Here is a 19030-nt window from a genome sequence, read left to right as displayed (position 1 = left end):
GTTGCTGCGCTCGGGCGCGCCGCGTGAAGCTAACCGCCTTCCTCACATGCGCCTCGGGATCTGGACGAGCCCGCTGTTGTGGTCGACGAACGCGTGGGCCGCCGATCCGATGCCGTTGATCCAACGGCACTGCACGACCCGTGGAGCGCCCTTATTTCAACAGGTTCACGGAGCCGCGGTATTCACGGGACTCCGTGCTGTACAGGGAGCGGACACGCAGCAGGTAGGGATACACACCGGTGACCAGCGGCCCCCCGGCGTTGTTGGCCGTGCCGTTCCAGGCCTCGGCCGGGTCGGTGGTGCTGAAGAGCACCGCCCCCCACCGGTCGAAGATGGTGAGTTCGAACTCGTCGGGATCGATGTCGTTCCCGATCACCCGGAAGGTCTCGTTCAGGCCGTCGCCATCGGGTGTGAAGGTGTTCGGCACGTAGACCAGGAGCTCGTCGCGCACCTCCACCCAGCGCGTGGTGCTGTCGGGGCAGCCCAGGATGTTGGTCACCAGCAGCGTCACCGGATAGGTACCGCCGAACTGGTCGGGGAAGGTGAACAGTGGATCGGGGTCCGTGGAGCTGCCCAGCCCGCCGAAGTTCCAGTCGAAGGTGACGGCATTGTCGGCGCTCTCCTCATGGAACTGCACATGCGGCCAGAGGATGGTGGGCGGTTGCGGTGTCCAGCTGAACAGGGCCTGTGGAAGCGCGATCACCGTGATCATGTCCACGATGGTGGTGGTGTCCGTGCAGCCGTTCGGCCAGGTGACGATCGCCGTCACGTCGAACCCGCCCGGATCGCCATAGGCATGGCCCACCTGCGGCGGACCATCCACCGTGACGCCATCGCCGAAGTCCCACTCCACCAGCGCGCCGCCGGTGGTGTCCTCCACGGTGAACCACACCGCGAAGGGCTCGCACCCCAGCGTGCTGTCCGCCGAGAGCACCAATGGCGGGATGGGCGTCACCTCCACCACCGTGCACCGCGTCAGCGCCGGGGTCTCGCATCCATCGCGCAGCGTCATGCAGATGGTCTGCGTGCTGGTGAGGATCACGGTGTCCGTGGGAAGCGGACCCGGGCCCATGCCCCAGTCGTAGGTGTAGGCCCCATCGCCGCCCAGCACGCCGGCCGCCACCAGGCCGACCGGGACCTCCGGACAGGTGACCACGGTATCCGGAAGGCTGAAGTTCAGGAAGGGCAACAGGGTCACCGCCACCTCCAGGGTGTCCGAGCTGCACCCGTTCACATCCAGGGCATACACGCTGTAGGTGGTGTTGGACGCAGGGCTCACCAAATGGGGGCCATTGCCGATAAGCCCGTTCGACCATTGCTGCTGAACGCCTCCGGATCCCCCGCCGGAGACGGCGTTCAGGATGGCGGTACCCGTGCGGCATATCGTGGTGTCGCTTCCGATCAGCGCGAGGGTCACCGGCGGTGGTTCATTGATCGTGGCCGTCAGGGTGTCCGTGCAGCCGTTGCCGTTGGGGCCTTCGGCGATCACCACCGTGTAGGTGCCGGCGGGGCCGGTGAAGCTGCTGCCGTTCGCGCCTGTCACGGCAAGGACGGTGTCGTTCGCCGCATCCGTCCACGTGTAGTCCCAAGGCCCGCCGGTCCCCGTGGTGATCACCTGGATCGTCCCGGGATCGGCGTTGCACACCGCATCGGTCACCACGCTGTCGTTCCCGAGCACCGTGATGGGGTTCACCAGAACACTGTCCACCGCTGCGCAGAGCGGGTGACCGGCGATGAAGACGTTCACCACGTACCACGTGGGCAGGGCCGGGGACGCCAGCGGATCGCGGATGTTGGGGTTGGTGAGCCCGGCCGGCGGGGACCATTGATAGACCAGTACGCCCGGCGCCAGCGGTGGCAGCAGGTCCACATCCAACTGCACCGGATCGCTGCATGAGGCGCTCTGGGTGGCCGTGGCGTCGATGGTGGGAGAGGGCGTCACGGTCAGCGTGAGCGTCGTGTCGTAGGTGCAGCCGTGGTCGTCGGTCACCGTGTACGTGTAGTCGTATGTGCCGGGAAGGCTCGGCGCCACTTCCACCGAGTCGCAGCCCGGACCGTTCCACACGATGTCCGGGCCCGACCAATAGGTGCTGTCACAGCCCGCCCCGTAGCTCGGGGTGAACTCCACCACAGCGGGGTAGAGCGAGGGGTCCACATCGATCCACCAGCTGAAGATGAACCCATCGTCGGCCAGCAGGTTGTCCGTGATGGTCAGGGTCCACGTTCCGTTGAGGTCGCAACCCACGAAGTCGGTGAAGGGATCCTCCGAGGTGTAGCTGCCCGGCGTCATGCTGTTCCCCGGATTGATCGTGGAGAGGGTGTGATTGCCGGCGGCGTTCTCCAGGGAGAACGGGCCGAACACACCGGTGGTGCTGAAGCAGTATTGCCAGCCGTTGCCCGGAGTGCCGGTGCCCGGATCGATCGGATCGCCCAGGAAGGTGTTGCCCGCCCCCGTCCCCAGGTTATACTCGTCGAAGAGCGTCACCTGCGTGCCGTTCGGGCAGGTCAGCGTCACCGACAGGTCGCCGATGTAGGAGTGCTCCATCACCAGGCATACCTGGGTGATGTCCGTACCGGTGGTGATCTGGGTGCCGGCGGGAAAGCCGCTGATGTTCACCCCGGCCGAGTACGAGACCCCGCTTCCGTCCGGCAGCACGGTGAGGCCATCCACGAACGGCTGGGGTACGTTCGTCCACACCGTACCCTCCGTGGCGCCCACCAAGGTGGCCGTTTCACCATCGCAGATGGTGGTCGGCCCCAGGCTCACGTCAAGCTCGGGCACGGTCCCCACACGCACCCTGACGTCCTCGTAGTTCACGCTCACACAACCGATGTCGTCCGTGACGGTCAAGGTCACCGTGTATTCACCCGGGGCGGGGAACACATGCACCTCCTGCGCGGAGGTGCCGGTGGCACCATCGTCAAAATCCCAGAGGTAGGAGGTGATGATGCGGCCGGGGGCTGCGAACGAGCCGCCGGCGTCGAAGGTCACGGCTTCGCCAGGACAGATCTTCAGGGGGTCGGCGGCCAGCGGCGCGATCACGACCGTGGGTTCATCGCATGGCTGATCGCACAGGATCTGCGCTTCCCAGCCGAGGGCCACGCCCGCCCCATCCGACGTGAACTCGAAGGTGAGGCATCCCGAGGCCCCTGTGGCGGCCACGACAAGCCCCGAAAGGGTGCCGCCGGTGCCCGAGGCGAGCAGGGGAGAGCCCGTGTTGGGCCCATCGTACACGTTCAACACATCGCCGGGACCCACTTGGAACTGGAGGAAGGCCACCTGTGACAAGGCGCCGGGGATCCCCGGGCAGAACGTCAGCACACTGTACTCGCCGTTGCCGTGATCACCGTTGTACCCGCTATCGTAGAACAGGGCATTGCACAGGCTGTCCACGCCATCGTTCATCAGCACCACCGGCTGCGCGAACGCGACGCTGCTCATCAGGAGCGAGCCGCACAGGACAAGCAGGGAATGACGCAGCCGCTTCACGTGGGTTCTCTGGTCGGGCATCCGCGCAAGTGACGTGGAAGAGGATCGGTCCGTCGCCCGGGCGGCCAAAGATCGCACCTCGCGGCCTCACGGTACGGCCCATGCCGGGGCACCCTTGGGTTCCAAGAAAAAGACCCCGCCGGGGCGGGGTCTTTCATGTCGGTCGTTCGGTTCAGCGCACCAGGCTCACCTTGCCATTGAAGACCACATCGCCAAGATGCGCGCCTTCCTTGATGGTGGCCATCCACACGTATTCGCCGGCGGCGCAGAGCTCGCCGCGGTTGTCCACGCGACCGGTCCAGGGCCTGGTGGCGTCGGCGGTCTCATACACCTTGCGGCCTGATCCGGCGTCCTGGATCACCAGGTTGAAGCGCACACCCAGGGTGCGCAGGGCCTCCGGCATGAACAGGTCGTCGTTGCCGTCGCCATTGGGGGAGAAGCTCTGCGGTGCGTCCAGGTTGTAGTCGCGCTCGATGCGGATCTCGCGCTCCCGGGTGTCCATGCATCCGTTCTCGTTGGTCACCGTCAGCTTCACGGAATAGACGCCCTTCTTCAGGTAGATATGGTCCGGATGGGCCACGGCCGAACTGCTGCCGTCACCGAAGTCCCAGGCGTAGTGCTTGCCGCCGATCGAGCGGTTCTCGAAGTGCACCGAAGGGATGTGCCCCTCGTACTCCACTTTCTGTGCGTTGAAGGAGGCTTCCGGTGCTTCGTGGATCACGATGAGGTCGCTGCTCGGTTTGCTGAGGATCGTTCCCCCGCCGGGGTTGGACACCGACAGCATCACCTCGAACTTGCCCGACTTGGCGAAGGTGTGGTCCGGGCGGGCCTGGTTGCTGAAGCTGCCGTCCCCGAAGTTCCACAGGTAGATGGCATCGTCCGGTGTGCCGTTGGCGGTGAATTGGATGGCGGTGCCCGGGCAGCCCTCTGAAACACTGGCACTGAAGGCCATGGTGCCGTCGTCCTTGGCGCTCGGGGCAGTGGGGGGCACAGCGGCCGCCACCGTCGCGCCGGTCGTCGTGCCGCGTTCGATGCGCGCGGCCACCGCGCTTGTCGGGGTCGTGGAGCGGGCCGGCATGGCAGGCAAAGCGGCCTCCGCTGTACCGGAGACCCCGGCGACCGGACCATCGACCTTCCCGCCCTCGGGCTCCCCGTCGACCGTGCCTTGCGTCGCAGAGGGACTCTCGGGGGACGCATCGGACCGGACGGTGACCGCAGGGGAGGTCCCCATGTCGGCGATCTGCTCATCGCTCGTCAGCCAGTACGCGGTACCAGCGGCGACCATGCCACCGGTGAGCAGCAGGGCCAGAAGCCCACCCTTGCTCAGGCGCGAACGCGCGGTGCCACCCGCCATCGCCCGCTGCAACTGCGCCCAATCGGCCGAGTTGTACGGCACCTCGAACTCCTCCAGGGAGTCCTTCAGCCGCCTCTCGAATGGATCCAACGTGTTCTTGTTCATGTCAAGTTCTCCACGCTCAGAGCAGCTTGCGCTCCTTCCTGAGCATCTTTTTCAGGTTGTTCTTCGCCTTCGCCAGATTGCTCTTGGAGGTGCCCACGTTGATGCCGAGCATGTCGGCGATCTCCTTGTGGGTCATCTCCTCGAACACGTACAGGTTGAACACCGTCCGGTAGGCCGGTGTCAGCTTCTGCATGGCATTGATCACGTCCGCCGGCTTCAGGTCCATCTCCTCCTCGCCGCTGTTGTCCTCCAGCACGTCCTCTTCATCCTGGTCGCCGAAATCCTCGATGCTGCGCTCCTCGCCCAGCAGCAGGTAGGCGTTCTTCGTGCGCCGGAAATGGTCGATGGCCGTGTTCACCATGATCCGCCGGATCCAGCCCTCGAAACTGCCGCTCCGGTTGAACCGGTCCATGCTGCGGAACACCTTGATGAAGCCGTCCTGCAGGATGTCCTTCGCCTGGTCGGTGTTCTTGGTGTAGCGCAGGCATACGGCCAGCATCTTCCCGTAGAAAAGCTCATACACCCGCTGCTGGCTGCGGTGTTCGCCTGCGATGCATCCATCGATGATGGGCTCGAAGCCGGGCTCAAGCCCTCCCTCCACGTGCTGCACGGTAGGCAGACGATGCTCGATGGGGTCGGTTGCCAGGCCGGGAGGCATGGTGGCACGTTGGGTGGATGCCAAGGTAGCCATGTACGATGAACAGACGCAAGGCGTCCGAAAAGGATGCCTGGCCCGACCCCCGCCCGTCACTTTTTTCCCGCCGGTGCCGGGTTCCAGGCCGCCGGGTGACCGGGCTCACCCTGCTCCGGCCTGGCTCGGTTAATTTCGCCCCCGCTCCGGCCCGGCCGGGCGTTCATCCTAACCGTCCAAACCGTCAACACATGAAGATCACCGTCGTGGGAGCGGGCAACGTGGGCGCCACGTGCGCCGATGCCTGTGCCCGTTGGGAGCTCGCCAATGAAGTGGTGCTGCTCGACATCAAGGAAGGCTTTGCCGAGGGCAAGGCGCTCGACCTGTGGCAGACCGCGCCCATCAGCCTGTTCGACAGCCGCATCACCGGCAGCACGAACGACTATGCCAAGACCGCGGGCAGCGATGTGGTGGTGATCACCAGCGGCCTGCCGCGCAAGCCGGGGATGAGCCGCGATGACCTCATCGCCACCAACGCCAACATCGTCAAGAGCGTCACCGAGCAGGTGGTGAAGCACAGCCCCGAGGCGATCATCATCGTGGTGAGCAACCCGCTCGATGTGATGACCTATTGCGCCTTCCTCACCAGCAAGTTCCCCGCCCAGCGCGTGTTCGGCATGGCCGGCATCCTGGACACGGCCCGGTACCGCGCCTTCCTGGCCACCGAACTGAACGTGAGCCCCAAGGACATCCAGGCGGTGCTCATGGGCGGCCACGGCGACACCATGGTGCCTCTGCCGCGCTACACCACCGTGGGCGGCATCCCGGTCACCGAGCTGATCGCCGAGGACAAGCTCAACGCCATCGTGGAACGGACCAAGAAGGGCGGCGGCGAGATCGTGAACCTGCTCGGCACCAGCGCCTGGTACGCCCCCGGTACGGCCGCGGCCCAGATGGTGGAGGCCATCGTGCGCGACCAGAAGCGCGTGTTCCCCGTGTGCGCCTGGCTCACCGGTGAGTACGGCCTGAAGGACGTGTACATGGGCGTGCCCGTGGTGCTGGGTCGCAACGGCATCGAGCGCATCATCGAGCTCAAGCTCACCAAGGACGAACAGGCGCTCTGCAACGCCAGCGCCAAAGCCGTGAAGGAGGTGATGGACGTGCTGGACAAGATGAACAACGTGCCGGCCTGAGCCGGTCCCGGTCCGAACGCGGAGCGCCCGCCTTGACGCCGATCGGCGCGCAAGGCGGGCGCTTCCGTTCCCGACCCGGTGGTGCCTACCGCAGCACCATCAGGCGTCCACGCTGCGCCACGGCACCGCCTTCCACCCACACCGCATAGGCGCCCGGGCTCAGCCGGCTGATGTCGATGCCCTGCCGGGCCTGTTCCACCCGCCCGCTCAGCACCAGCTGACCGGTGGGCCCCACCACGCGGTACGTCATGCCGTTGGTGAAGTCGTCGCCGAGCAGCAGCTCCACACGGTCGCCGGCCGGGTTGGGCCGCAGGGTCAGCGTGGCCGCGGCACCGGCCATCGGACCATTGATGCCCACGCCCGCGTCGTTGCGCCAGAAGCCGATGCCGCCCCGGTAATTGCCGGTGAACGCATCCAGGTGCCCGTCGCCGTTGATGTCCACCAGCGTCATGCTGCTCCGCATGCCCTCGCGGATCTCCTGGAAGGTGCTGTCCACCAGGGTGAACACCCCGTTCAGGTTGCCGTCGATGTTCTTGTACTGGTGGATCCAGCCCGATTCGGAGCCCACCACCAGCTCGCGCTCACCGTCGCTGTTGAGGAACATCCAGGGCACGCTGTAACCCGTCACGTTCCACCACTCGTTCACCACCACGCCGCCCAGCGAGTCCTCCGTGGCGGTCCAGATGGGCGCTGCGGAGGTGCCGGTATTGCGGAAGTAGTTGATGTTGCCGTTGCGTTCGCCCACGATCAGGTCCAACAGGGCGTCGTTGTCCACCTGGACGAGCTGCGGCGTCGCGAACTGGCCCACGTCCATCACATCCCCGTTGTTGTCCGTGATGTTCGGGGTCTCCAGCGTGAAAGCGGCCACCGGTCCCGTGGTGGTGTTGCGGAAGAAGTGCATCCGCCCCTGAAGGTCGCCGATGATCAGGTCCTTGTCCCCGTCGCCGTCCAGGTCACCGAAGGCCGGGTACATGGCCGCGCCGATGCCGCTCGTGCTCAAGCTCATGTAGTCGTCCGTCACCAGGGTGAACGCCGGTGCCGTGGCGCTGCCCGTGTTCTCCAGCAGCGCCAGCTTGCCGGGGTAGTCGCCGCCAGGGTTGTAGTAGCCGTAGTTGGCCACGATCAGGTCCATCAGCCCGTCGCCGTTGTGGTCGAAGGGCACCGGATAGGCCCCTTCGCCGAAGTCCAGCATGTCACCCTGCCAGAGGGAGGTGCTCTGTTGATCGAACACCGGCACCGCATCGGTGCCCGTGTTCAGGTAGTACCAAACGCTCTGGAAGTTGTGCGTCAGGCTGGTGGCGTTGGGGCTCACCACCAGGTCGCGCTTGCCATCGTTGTTCACGTCCACGTGGTAGGCACCGGGGAACACCGGCAGGGACACCGGCACGTCCTGCACGGGGTAGGTGCTATCCTGGGCCACCATCAGCGCGTCGTTCAGGCCGCCTCCGTTGAACAGGGCGTTCAGGGTGTTGAAGGAGATGTCGCCCAGGATCAGCTCCTTCACGGTGTCGCCATCGAGGTCGAGGCTCAGCAGGGTGCTGCCCACGTGCGCTGCGGATCGCCCGTCGACCACCTCGTCGCCCCGGGTGCGCACGGCCTGGTGACCGCGTTGCTGCAGGGCCTCCACCGCTTCGGCGATCACACCCGGCTCCAGGGGGAACTCCGGGTTCGGCACGTTGAAGCCGCAGGGGTGGTTCAGTTGGGTGGAGTTGTTGTTCACGTTCTCGCTGAAGTAGCCCCAGCACCGGTTGCGCACCTCGTACACCAGGCTGTCGCAGGTGCCGTACAGCTCCATGCTGAGGTTCTTGTGGTACTCCACGTACGACCCGAAGATGCTGAAGGTGAGCACGTCCAGGTCACCGTCGGCGTCGATGTCGTCGATGGCCGGAACGTCCACCTGCGTCACGTACAGGTTGGGGCTCCAGGTGGGCACGTAGTTGCTGCCCACCAGGTTGAAGGCGAGCTCGAACTCCAGCCCGTTGCCATCGCTCACGTTCTTGTACACCCCGAAGCCGCCCTGGCCCGGCACATAGCCGAAGAGGTCCTCCTTGCCATCGCAGTTGTAGTCGCGCAGCAGGGCCCAGCTGTCCAGCTCGTTGAACGGCCAGGTGCTGCTCAGCACGGGGTCGTAGCTGTAGTTCGTACTGCCCGGCACGCCATCGTGCAGCACCACCACCACCTCGTCCCCGGCCCGGTCGAAGATGAAGATGTCCTTGGTACCATCCTGGTCCAGATCGGCCTGTGACACCTGGCACCAGTTGAGCCCGCCCGCCCAGGCCATCGGGACGGCGTTGCCGTTCCGCGTCACGGGCAGGCTGCCGTCGTGGCGCAGGACGAACTGGGCGTGGGCCGGTGCGCCGAGCATGAGGAGCCCGGCGGCGAAGGGAAGGAGCGAGGTGTGCATGCGGAGGGTGCCTGTCGGACGGGCGTGGTCATGCTCGCGTTGTCCGGTCGGGCCATGGCAAAGCTAGGGGGCTGACCAGCGGTTCCGGCGCGTCGAGGCCCTTTCTATATTTGCCGCCCCATTGAAAGGCCGTGCCCCATCCGGGCGTGGTCCCCCACCCCCCGAAACACCCCGTCGGACATGCAGAACAGAGGCGCGTTGTGGATCTTCACCCTCCTGCTGGCGCTCGCGTGCCTGTGGCAGCTTTCCTTCTCCCTGTTCACCTCGCGCGTGGAGCGGGAGGCCCGCGAGCAGGCCGCCTACCTGGCAGATTCGGTGATGGCCGTTCCGGGGAACGCTTCGGCCGACCGCGACTCCCTGCTCATCGCCATGGAGAACCGCGTGCTGCGCGACCGGGCCGAGGAGAAGATCTACCCGGTGTTCGGCTACAGCTACCGCGAGTGCAAGGAGAAGGAGATCAACCTGGGCCTCGACCTCAAGGGCGGCATGGCCGTCACCCTGGAGGTGAGCATCCCCGAATTGGTGGCCAACCTCAGCGAGAACAGCTCCGATGCCACCTTCCAGTCCGTGATGGCCGCGGCCCGCACCCGCCAAAGCAGCAGCACCCAGGACTTCATCACCCTTTTCGCCGACGAATGGAACAAGCAGGCCCCCAACGCCAAGATGGCCGCCGTCTTCCACTCGGCCGACAAGAAGGACATGTTCCCCCGGGAAGCCGGCAATGATGAGATCGTGGAGGCCCTTCGTCGGGAGGCCCGCACGGCGATCAACAACACGGAGAACATCCTGCGCAACCGCATCGACAAATTCGGTGTGGCCCAGCCCGGGATCCAGAAGCAACAGTTCAGCGGCCGCATCCAGGTGGAACTGCCCGGTGTGAAGGACAAGGAGCGCGTGCGCAAGGTGCTGCAGAGCACCGCCAACCTCGAGTTCTGGGAGACCTACGACAACACCGAGGTGTACCCGCTGCTGGAGGAGGCCAACAAGCGCCTGCGCGATGCGAAGGGCGGTGTCACCGCTGCGACCGACGGAGAAGGCGCGTTCAACAAGGCCCTCTCCACCGGCGTCACCATCGACGGCCTGGCCGGCGGTGTGGAGAGCGGCCTGCTCGGCTTCCTGGAGGCAGGTCGCCCGGTGGACAAGACCACCTGGTTCAACTTCGACCGGGTGGTGTTCCGCAGCGGCAGCGCCGAACTGCTCGCCGACAGCAGCGATGCCCAGCTGAACAACCTGGTGGAGATCCTGAAGGCCTACCCCGAGGTGCGCCTGAAGATCGGCGGATACACGGACAGCACCGGCAACGCGGCCGCCAACCAGAAGCTCAGCCAGCAGCGCGCCGAGGCGGTGGTGGCCGAGCTGGAGAAGAAGGGTGTGGCCAAGGGCCGCTTGGAGGCCGAGGGCTATGGTTCCCAGTATCCGGTGGCCAGCAACGCCACCGAGGAGGGCCGCGCCAAGAACCGCCGCATGGCCCTGCGGGTCCTGGAGACCGGAGCGCCCGCCGTGGTCGCCGCCGACAGCACCGCCGCCGACAGCGCCAGCGGCCAGGACCTGCTGGACGCCCTCAGCGCCGATAACGACTCCGCCGCCGTGGATACCGCGGGTGGACGCGCCGAGTTCCAGAAGGAGAACCCCCTCTTCGCCATCCTCACGCCCAGCGTGTTCGGCACCCAGGCCGGCGGCTATTCGCTGTCCAAGGGCGCCGCGGTGGGCAATGCCCGGGCGGTGGACACCGCCGCCGTCAACGCCACCTTGCGCGGCCCGGCGCTGACCGGGGTGTTCCCCGCCGACCTGCGCTTCGCCTGGGGCGCCAAGCCCATCGAAGGCACCGACGTGCTCACCCTCTACGCCCTGCGCGTGCCCCGTGGCGGCAAGCCCAAGCTGGACGGCGCTTCCATCGTGAACGCCGCCCAGGATTTCGACATGAAGGGCGATGTGGAGGTGATGATGCAGATGGACGCCGAAGGCGCCCAGACCTGGAAAGTGATGACCGGCGACAACGTGGGCAAGTCCATCGCCATCGTGCTGGACGAACTGGTGTACAGCGCCCCCACCGTCATCAGCGAGATCGCCGGTGGCCGCAGCAGCATCAGCATGGGCTCGGGCGACCTCAACCAGCAGATCCAGGAGGCCGACGACCTGGCCAACATCCTGAAGGCCGGCGCCCTGCCCGCCCCCGCCCGCATCATCGACGAGACCGTCGTGGGTCCGTCCCTTGGGGAGGAGAACATCACCAGCGGCCTGCTGTCCTTCGCCGTGGCCCTCGCCGGTGTACTGCTCGTCATGGGCCTCTATTACGCCCGCGCCGGATGGATCGCCGACATCGCCCTGCTGGCCAACGTGTTCTTCTTGGTGGGCACCATGGCCTCCATGCAGGCCACGCTCACCCTGCCCGGCATCGCCGGTATCGTGCTCACCGTGGGCATGGCGGTGGACGCCAACGTGCTGGTCAACGAGCGGGTGCGGGAGGAACTGCGGGCGGGCAAGATGCTCAAGTCGGCCATCCAGACCGCCTTCAGCAACCAGGGTGCGCTATCGGCCATCATCGACTCCAACGTCACCACGTTCGTCACGGCCGTCATCCTCTACATCTTCGGTTCGGGACCCATCCGCGGCTTCGCCACCACCACCGGCCTGGGCATCCTCACTTCCATGTTCACGGCCATCTTCATCGCCCGCATGATCATGACCTGGCGACTGGACAAGGGCCGGACGATCTCCTTTTGGAGCAGCTGGTCGAAGGACATCTTCGTGAACGCCAACTACGAGTGGATGGGCAAGCGCAAGCTCTTCTACGGCATCAGCGCGGTCCTCATCGGCATCGGCATCTTCAGCATGGTCACCCGCGGTTTCAACTGGGGCGTCGACTTCAGCGGTGGCCGCACCTACGTGGTGAAGTTCGAGAACGAGGTGAGCGCCGAGGGCGTGCGCGGTGTGCTGGAACCCCTGATGGTGGGTGAAGGCGGCCGCCAGTACTCCACCGGCGTGAAGACCTACGGCGGCAGCCGCCAGTTGAAGATCACCACCAACTACCTGATCGACGACCTTGGGCAGGACACCGATGCCCGCGTGGAGCAGCGGCTCAGCGAGGGCCTGGCCCAAGTGGGCGGTGCCTATGACATCATCGAGACCCGCAAGGTGGACGCCACCATCAGTGACGACATCAAGACCAAGGCCATCACCTCGGTCCTGATCGCCCTCGTCTTCATGTTCATCTACATCGGCATCCGATTCAACAACTGGCAGTACGGTGTGGGCGCTCTGCTCTCCCTGGTGCACGATACGCTCATCGTGCTCGGCCTCTACTCCCTGCTGTGGGGCGTGGTGGGCTTCAGCCTGGAGATCGACGAGGCCTTCATCGCGGTCATCCTGACGGTGATCGGCTACTCCATCAACGACACGGTGGTGGTGTTCGACCGCATCCGCGAATACCTGCGCGAGCACAAGCGCGAGGACACCGTCACGGTCTTCAACAAGGCCATCAACTCCACCCTCAGCCGTACGTTGAACACCGGCTTCAACACCATGTTGGTCCTGCTGATCATCTTCTTCTTCGGCGGGGTCAGCATCAAGGGCTTCGTGTTCGGTCTGTTCGCGGGCATCCTGGTGGGCACGTACAGCTCCATCTTCGTCGCCTCGGCCGTGGCCGCCGACCTGCTGAAGAACAAGGCCCGCAAGGGCGTCCCGGCCGGCGTGGCCGCCTGATCAGCAAGGCGCTCCCGGAAGGTCCCGCAGCGCACGCTGCGGGACCTTCCTACTTTTGGGCGGTCCATGGGCGTGCTCCTGTTCTTCGATGTCAGCGGCGGCGAACTGATCGTCATCCTGCTCTTCGTGCTGCTCTTCTTCGGCGCCAAGGGCATCCCCGACATCGCCCGCACCGCCGGGCGTACCATGCGCCAGCTGCGCGACGCCACGGACGATGTGCAGCGCGAGATCCGCAAGGGCGCCAACGAGGTGCGCCGCGAGGTGGAGGCCCAGCAACGGGCATTTGAGGCGCGGCCGGCCGAGGGCAGCAGCCCCCAGCAACCCGCCTTGCCCGCCACGCCGCCACCGCCCGCCCCTCCGGCGGATCCGCCGGCCGCCACCTAGGCTTTCCGTTCCGTTCCCCTGAAGGCCCCATCGAGGTGTGCCCTTGGTTCGCCGTGGGTCTGTACGAAGAACGTTGTTCCCGGGCGACCCCCATCCTTGAACAGGGTGTTCGTAAGAAAACATTCGTCTTTCCGACTTCATACCCCCTTGTTGGAATACCTTCGCGGCCAAAAACACCCCATTTTTCATGTCCACCCCCCATTTGCGCTCAAAGGCCCAGGAGGATGTGCTCAACCGGGAGCCCCGCCCGGTGGATCCGCCCAGCCTGCGCATCAGCGAGTACTTCGGTGCCAACGTCTTCGGCGAGGAGGCCATGCGCATGTTCCTCACCGAGGAGGCCTATTTCGCGGTGCGCCAGGCCATGACCCACGGTACCCGCATCGACCGCAAGCTGGCCGACCAGGTGGCGAGCGGCATGAAGGAGTGGGCCGCCAGCAAGGGGGCCACGCACTACACCCACTGGTTCCAGCCCCTCACGGGCACCAGCGCCGAAAAGCACGACGCCTTCTTCGAGCCCATCGGCAACGGCCGCAGCATCGAGCGCTTCGACGGCAGCATGCTGGTGCAGCAGGAGCCCGATGCCAGCAGCTTCCCCAGCGGGGGCATCCGCAACACGTTCGAGGCCCGCGGCTACAGCGCGTGGGACCCCGGCAGCCCGGCCTTCCTCATCGGCCGCACGCTCTGCATCCCGAGCATCTTCATCAGCTACACCGGTGCGGCCCTCGACCACAAGATGCCCCTGCTCCGCGCCATCAAGGCGGTGGACGAGGCCGCCACGCCCATCTGCCAGTGGTTCGACAAGGAGGTCACCAAGGTCACCTGCACCCTGGGCTGGGAACAGGAGTACTTCCTGATCGATGAGGCCCACTACTACGCCCGTCCGGACATCATGATGACGGGTCGCGCGCTCTTCGGCCACAGCCCCGCCAAGGGCCAGCAGCTGGAGGACCACTACTTCGGCAGCATCCCCGAGCGGGCGCAGGCCTTCATGCGCGACTTCGAGACCGAGTCCCTCAAGCTGGGCATCCCGGTGAAGACCCGCCACAACGAGGTGGCCCCCAACCAGTTCGAGTGCGCCCCGGTGTTCGAGGAGCTCAACCTGGCCGTGGACCACAACATGCTGCTGATGGACGTGATGGAAAAGATCGCGCGCAAGCACCGCTTCCGGGTGCTCTTCCACGAGAAGCCCTACGCCGGGGTGAACGGCAGCGGCAAGCACAACAACTGGAGCCTGGGCACCAACACGGGCAGGAACCTGCTGCGCCCGGCGAAGACGCCGAAGGAGAACATGCAGTTCCTCACCTTCTTCGTCAACACCATCGCGGCCATCAACACCCACGCCGACGTGCTGCGCGCCAGCATCGCCAGCGCCAGCAACGACCATCGGCTCGGGGCCAACGAGGCACCGCCCGCCATCATCAGCGTCTTCATCGGCGATCACCTGAGCAAGCTGCTCGATGAACTGGAGCGTAACGTGAAGAGCACCATGAGCCCGGCGTTGAAGACCGAGCTCAAGCTCGACATCGGGCGCATCCCGCCGGTGATGCTCGACAACACCGACCGCAACCGCACCAGCCCCTTCGCCTTCACCGGCAACAAGTTCGAGTTCCGCGCCGTGGGCAGCAGCGCCAACTGCGCCGGGCCCATGACCGTGCTGAACACCATCGTGGCCCAGCAGCTCACCACCTTCCGCAGACGGGTGGAGGCCCTGGTGGAGAAGGGCACCAAGCGCGATGAGGCCATCCTGCGCGAGCTGCGCGACCTGATCGCCGACAGCAAGCGCATCCGCTTCGAGGGCAACGGCTACAGCGATGAATGGAAGGCCGAGGCCAAGCGGCGCGGCCTGAGCAACATCCCCGACACGCCGCGCGCGCTGGACGTGTGGGAGAGCAAGGAGACCAAGAAGCTCTTCGCCAACATGGGCGTGCTCTCCGAGGTGGAGCTCGAGGCCCGGCACGACATCGAGCTGCACAGCTACATGCTGAAGGTGCAGATCGAGAGCCGCGTGGCCGGCGACCTGGCCCAGAACCACATCGTGCCCACCGCCATCACCTACCAGAACCGCCTGATCGAGAACGTGAAGGGCCTGCGTGAGGTGCTCGGTGCCGAGAAGGCCGGGAAGGCCACCGTGGCCCAGATCGCCCTCATCGAGGAGATCAGCGAGCACATCGGCCGCATCATCGCCCTGGTGGACGAGATGGTGGAGGCCCGCAAGAAGGCCAATGCCATCGACGACGCCCGGGAGAAGGCCATCGCTTACTGCGATACGGTGAAGCCCTTCCTCGACCTGATCCGCTACCACAGCAACAAGCTGGAGCTGCTGGTGGACGACGAGATCTGGCCGCTGCCCAAGCTCCGCGAACTGCTCTTCACCCGCTGAGATCCCGACGTCGGCAAAGGCCGGTGGGGCCGTCCCACCGGCCTGATGCCTCCACATGGGGGTGCCAACATTTGTTTACTTTCGCCCGGAACCAACCGGACTTATCCTGCACGATCCGATGCGTACAAGCATGTTCCTGGCCTGCCTCAGCGCGGGCCTGCTGTTCTCCACTGTGGCGATGGGCCAGACCAAGCTCGCCGAGGAAGCCGATGCAGCCTTCAACAAGGGGTATTACTTCAACGCCATCGAGCTTTACAAAAAGGCCTACACCACCGAGAAGAAGGCCAGCGACAAGGCCGCCCTCATCTTCAAGGTGGGCGAGTGTTACCGCGTGCTCGGGGATGCCCAGCAGGCCGCCGTGTGGTACGAGAAGGCCAACAAGGCCCAGTACAGCGACCCCATCACCTATTTCCACCTGGGTGAGGCCCTGAAAGAGCAGGGCAAGTACGCCGAGGCCATCGCCGCCTACAACAAGTACAAGGAGAAGAACCCCGGCGACACCCGCGCCGATGCCGGCATCAACGCCTGCCAGGTGGCGCAGCAGTGGAAGGACAACCCCAGCCGCTACAGCGTGGACCCCGAGGTGCTGCTCAACTCCCAGCAGTACGACTTCACCCCCGCCTTCAGCGACAAGAAGAACGAGGACGTGGTGTTCACCAGCACCCGCGCCGCCAGCACAGGCACCAACACCGACCAGATCATCGGCGAGGCCTTCAGCGACCTGTTCGCCAGCAGCCGCGACAAGCTTGGCAAGTGGAGCGAACCGGTGAAGCTGCCCCCCAGCATCAACACCGAGGGCAACGAGGGCGCCCCCACCTTCAACAGCAAGCGCAGCATCATGTACTTCACCCGCTGCGCCTTCGAGAAGAACAAGGTGCACGGCTGCGAGATCTGGATGACCAAGAAGGTGGGCAGCAACTACAGCGAGCCGGAGCTCCTGGCCCTGCGCCCCGCCAACGCCGGCAAGGAGAGCAAGCTGGACACCCCGGTGGTCACCCTCGGCCACCCGGCCCTGTCCCCCGACGACCAGACCCTGTTCTTCAGCAGCAACATGAAGGGCGGCAAGGGCGGCAAGGACATCTGGATGGTGAAGCTGGACAAGGACGGCAAGCCCGTGGGCGCCCCCACCAACCTGGGCGCCGAGATCAACACGAAGAAGGACGAGATGTTCCCCTTCAACCGGCAGGACGGCAGCCTGTACTTCAGCAGCGACGGCCACCCCGGCATGGGCGGCATGGACATCTACCGCGCCGAGAAGACCGGTGACAACACCTGGGGCCAGGTGGAGAACGTGAAGTACCCGATCAACAGCCCCTCGGACGACTTCGGGATCATCTTCGACGGTGAGGAGGAGCGCGGCTACTTCACCAGCAACCGCCCCGGCGGCAAGGGCCAGGACGACATCTGGCGCTTCTACATGCCCGACCTCGTCTTCGCCCTTCAGGGAACCGTGTACGACAAGGAGACCAGCACCCCGCTGCCCGGCGCCAAGATCGAGGTGGTGGGCACCGACGGCACCAGCTACAACGCCCTGGCGGATGACAACGGCGGCTTCAGCTTCGCCGAGAACGGCCGCGACCGCTTCATCAAGGAGAACACCACCTACACCATCCGCGTCAGCAAGGACGAGTACCTGGTGGTGAACGACCAGATCACCACCGTGGGACTGGATGAGAGCACCACCTTCGTGAAGGAGTACTTCCTGCAGCCCGCCCGCAAGGACGTGGTGATCAAGATGCCCGAGGTGCAGTACGAGCTGGGCAGCTTCGCCCTCACCCAGGCCGGCAAGGACTCCCTGGAGTTCCTTTACGCCACGCTGACGGAGAACCCCACCATCGTGATCGAACTGGCCGCCCACACCGACTCGCGCGACACCGACAAGCGCAACCAGGTGCTCTCCGAGAACCGCGCCAAGAGCTGCGTGAACTACCTGGTGAGCAAGGGCATCGACCCGGCGCGCATGCAGGCCGTGGGCTACGGCGAATCACGGCTGCGCATCACGGACGCGGAGATCGCCAAGATGAAGACCAAGGAGGAGCAGGAGGCCGCCCACCAGATGAACCGCCGCACCGAGTTCCGCGTGCTCAGCTTCGACCACGTGCCCAAGGAGCAGCCCGCACCGGCCCCGGCCCCCAACAACTAGCCCCGATCGATCACGGAACGCATCCGCCATCCGGTGGGTGCGTTCTTCTTTTCCGCCATGAGCACCACCGACCGCTATGCCCGACGCGGCGTCTCCTCCGGCAAGGAGGAGGTGCACTCGGCCATCGCCCACCTGGACAAGGGGCTTTTCCCCAAGGCCTTCTGCAAGGTGGTGCCCGACACGCTCACCGGCAGCCCCGACCACTGCATCGTGATGCATGCCGACGGCGCCGGCACCAAGAGCGCCCTGGCCTACGCTTACTGGCGGGAGACGGGTGACCTGTCCGTGTGGCACGGCATCGCGCAGGACGCGGTGGTGATGAACCTCGACGACCTGCTCTGCGTGGGCGCCACGGATCACATCCTCCTCAGCAGCACCATCGGGCGCAACAAGCGCCTGATCCCCGGAGAGGTGGTCGCCGCACTGATCGAAGGCACCGAGCGCTTCCTGCAGGCGATGCGCGAACGGGGCATCGACATCCGCAGCACGGGGGGTGAGACCGCCGATGTGGGCGACCTGGTCCGCACCGTGATCGTGGACAGCACGGTGACCTGCCGCATGCGGCGCGATGCCGTCATCGACAACGCGCGCATCCAGGCCGGCGACGTCATCGTGGGCCTTTCCAGCACCGGGCAGGCCACCTACGAAAGCGGCTACAACGCCGGCATGGGCAGCAACGGCCTCACCAGTGCCCGCCACGACGTGTTCGCCAGGGCGGTGGGGGAGAAGTACCCCGAGACCTACGACCCCGGCACCCCTGCGGAGCTTGTGTACTGCGGCCAGGCGCAGCTCACCGACCCGCTTGAAGGCACCCCGCTCGACCTGGGCCGTGCCGTGCTGTCGCCCACCCGCACCTACGCCCCCGTGGTGAAGACCATGCTGGAGACCCTGCGCGCGGACATCCACGGCATGGTGCACTGCAGCGGCGGCGCGCAGACCAAGGTGCTGCACTTCGTCGAGGGCCTGCGCGTGATCAAGGACGACCTGTTCCCGATCCCGCCCCTGTTCGCCACCATCCAGCGGATGAGCGGCACCGACTGGAAGGAGATGTACAAGGTGTTCAACATGGGCCACCGGCTGGAGGTCTATGTGCCCGAGGCCCGCGCGCGGGAGATCATCAGCATCTCCACCGCCTTCGGCATCGAGGCGAAGGTCATCGGACGCGTGGAGGCGGCCCCCGCCAAGGAAGTGGTGCTCACGAGCCCCCACGGCACCTTCACCTACACATGAGGACGTTACCCGAC

General features: G+C 65.7%; 10 protein-coding genes. 6 read left to right on the top strand and 4 right to left on the bottom strand.

Annotated features, from left to right (window positions below):
• Positions 1-151 precede the first annotated feature (151 nt).
• The 3 genes from IPM49_06165 to IPM49_06155 form a co-directional block, all read right to left on the bottom strand.
• Entirely contained in the window at positions 152-3511 is a 3360-nt protein-coding gene (locus IPM49_06165) for a PKD domain-containing protein (protein MBK9274110.1), read from the bottom strand.
• A gap of 151 nt (positions 3512-3662) precedes the next feature.
• Positions 3663-4949 carry a PKD domain-containing protein gene (locus tag IPM49_06160; protein MBK9274109.1) on the bottom strand — a complete coding sequence of 429 codons (1287 nt, stop codon included), beginning with the start codon at positions 4947-4949 and terminating at the stop codon, positions 3663-3665.
• 16 nt (positions 4950-4965) lie between these two features.
• Positions 4966-5607: a sigma-70 family RNA polymerase sigma factor gene (locus IPM49_06155; protein MBK9274108.1), complete on the bottom strand. Its 642-nt coding sequence runs from the start codon at positions 5605-5607 to the stop codon at positions 4966-4968.
• Between the two features lie 224 nt (positions 5608-5831).
• Between IPM49_06155 and mdh the strand changes: the two genes are divergently transcribed.
• Entirely contained in the window at positions 5832-6773 is a 942-nt protein-coding gene (gene mdh, locus IPM49_06150; protein ID MBK9274107.1) for a malate dehydrogenase, read from the top strand.
• A gap of 85 nt (positions 6774-6858) precedes the next feature.
• Here the strand turns inward: mdh and IPM49_06145 are convergent, their stop codons facing one another.
• Positions 6859-9177 (bottom strand): VCBS repeat-containing protein, encoded by a 2319-nt coding sequence (locus IPM49_06145; protein ID MBK9274106.1) that lies wholly within the window; start codon positions 9175-9177, stop codon positions 6859-6861.
• A 180-nt stretch (positions 9178-9357) separates the two neighbouring features.
• Here IPM49_06145 and secD point away from each other — a divergent pair, with 180 nt between their 5' ends.
• From secD to IPM49_06120, 5 genes are all read left to right on the top strand, one after another.
• Positions 9358-12879, top strand: coding sequence for a protein translocase subunit SecD (secD, locus tag IPM49_06140; GenBank protein MBK9274105.1), 3522 nt, complete (start codon positions 9358-9360; stop codon positions 12877-12879).
• 66 nt (positions 12880-12945) lie between these two features.
• Positions 12946-13263: a twin-arginine translocase TatA/TatE family subunit gene (locus IPM49_06135; GenBank protein MBK9274104.1), complete on the top strand. Its 318-nt coding sequence runs from the start codon at positions 12946-12948 to the stop codon at positions 13261-13263.
• Between the two features lie 187 nt (positions 13264-13450).
• The gene (locus IPM49_06130; protein ID MBK9274103.1) at positions 13451-15643 is read left to right on the top strand and encodes a glutamine synthetase III; all 2193 of its coding nucleotides are present in this window, start codon (positions 13451-13453) and stop codon (positions 15641-15643) included.
• A gap of 118 nt (positions 15644-15761) precedes the next feature.
• Positions 15762-17786: an OmpA family protein gene (locus tag IPM49_06125; protein MBK9274102.1), complete on the top strand. Its 2025-nt coding sequence runs from the start codon at positions 15762-15764 to the stop codon at positions 17784-17786.
• 57 nt (positions 17787-17843) lie between these two features.
• Entirely contained in the window at positions 17844-19016 is a 1173-nt protein-coding gene (locus tag IPM49_06120; protein ID MBK9274101.1) for a phosphoribosylformylglycinamidine cyclo-ligase, read from the top strand.
• Positions 19017-19030 lie beyond the last annotated feature (14 nt).

This window comes from Flavobacteriales bacterium, assembly GCA_016715895.1.
Classification (GTDB): domain Bacteria; phylum Bacteroidota; class Bacteroidia; order Flavobacteriales_F; family PHOS-HE28; genus PHOS-HE28.
Note: the sequence above shows the minus strand (reverse complement) of the source record. Positions and strands in the feature narration are given on the sequence as shown.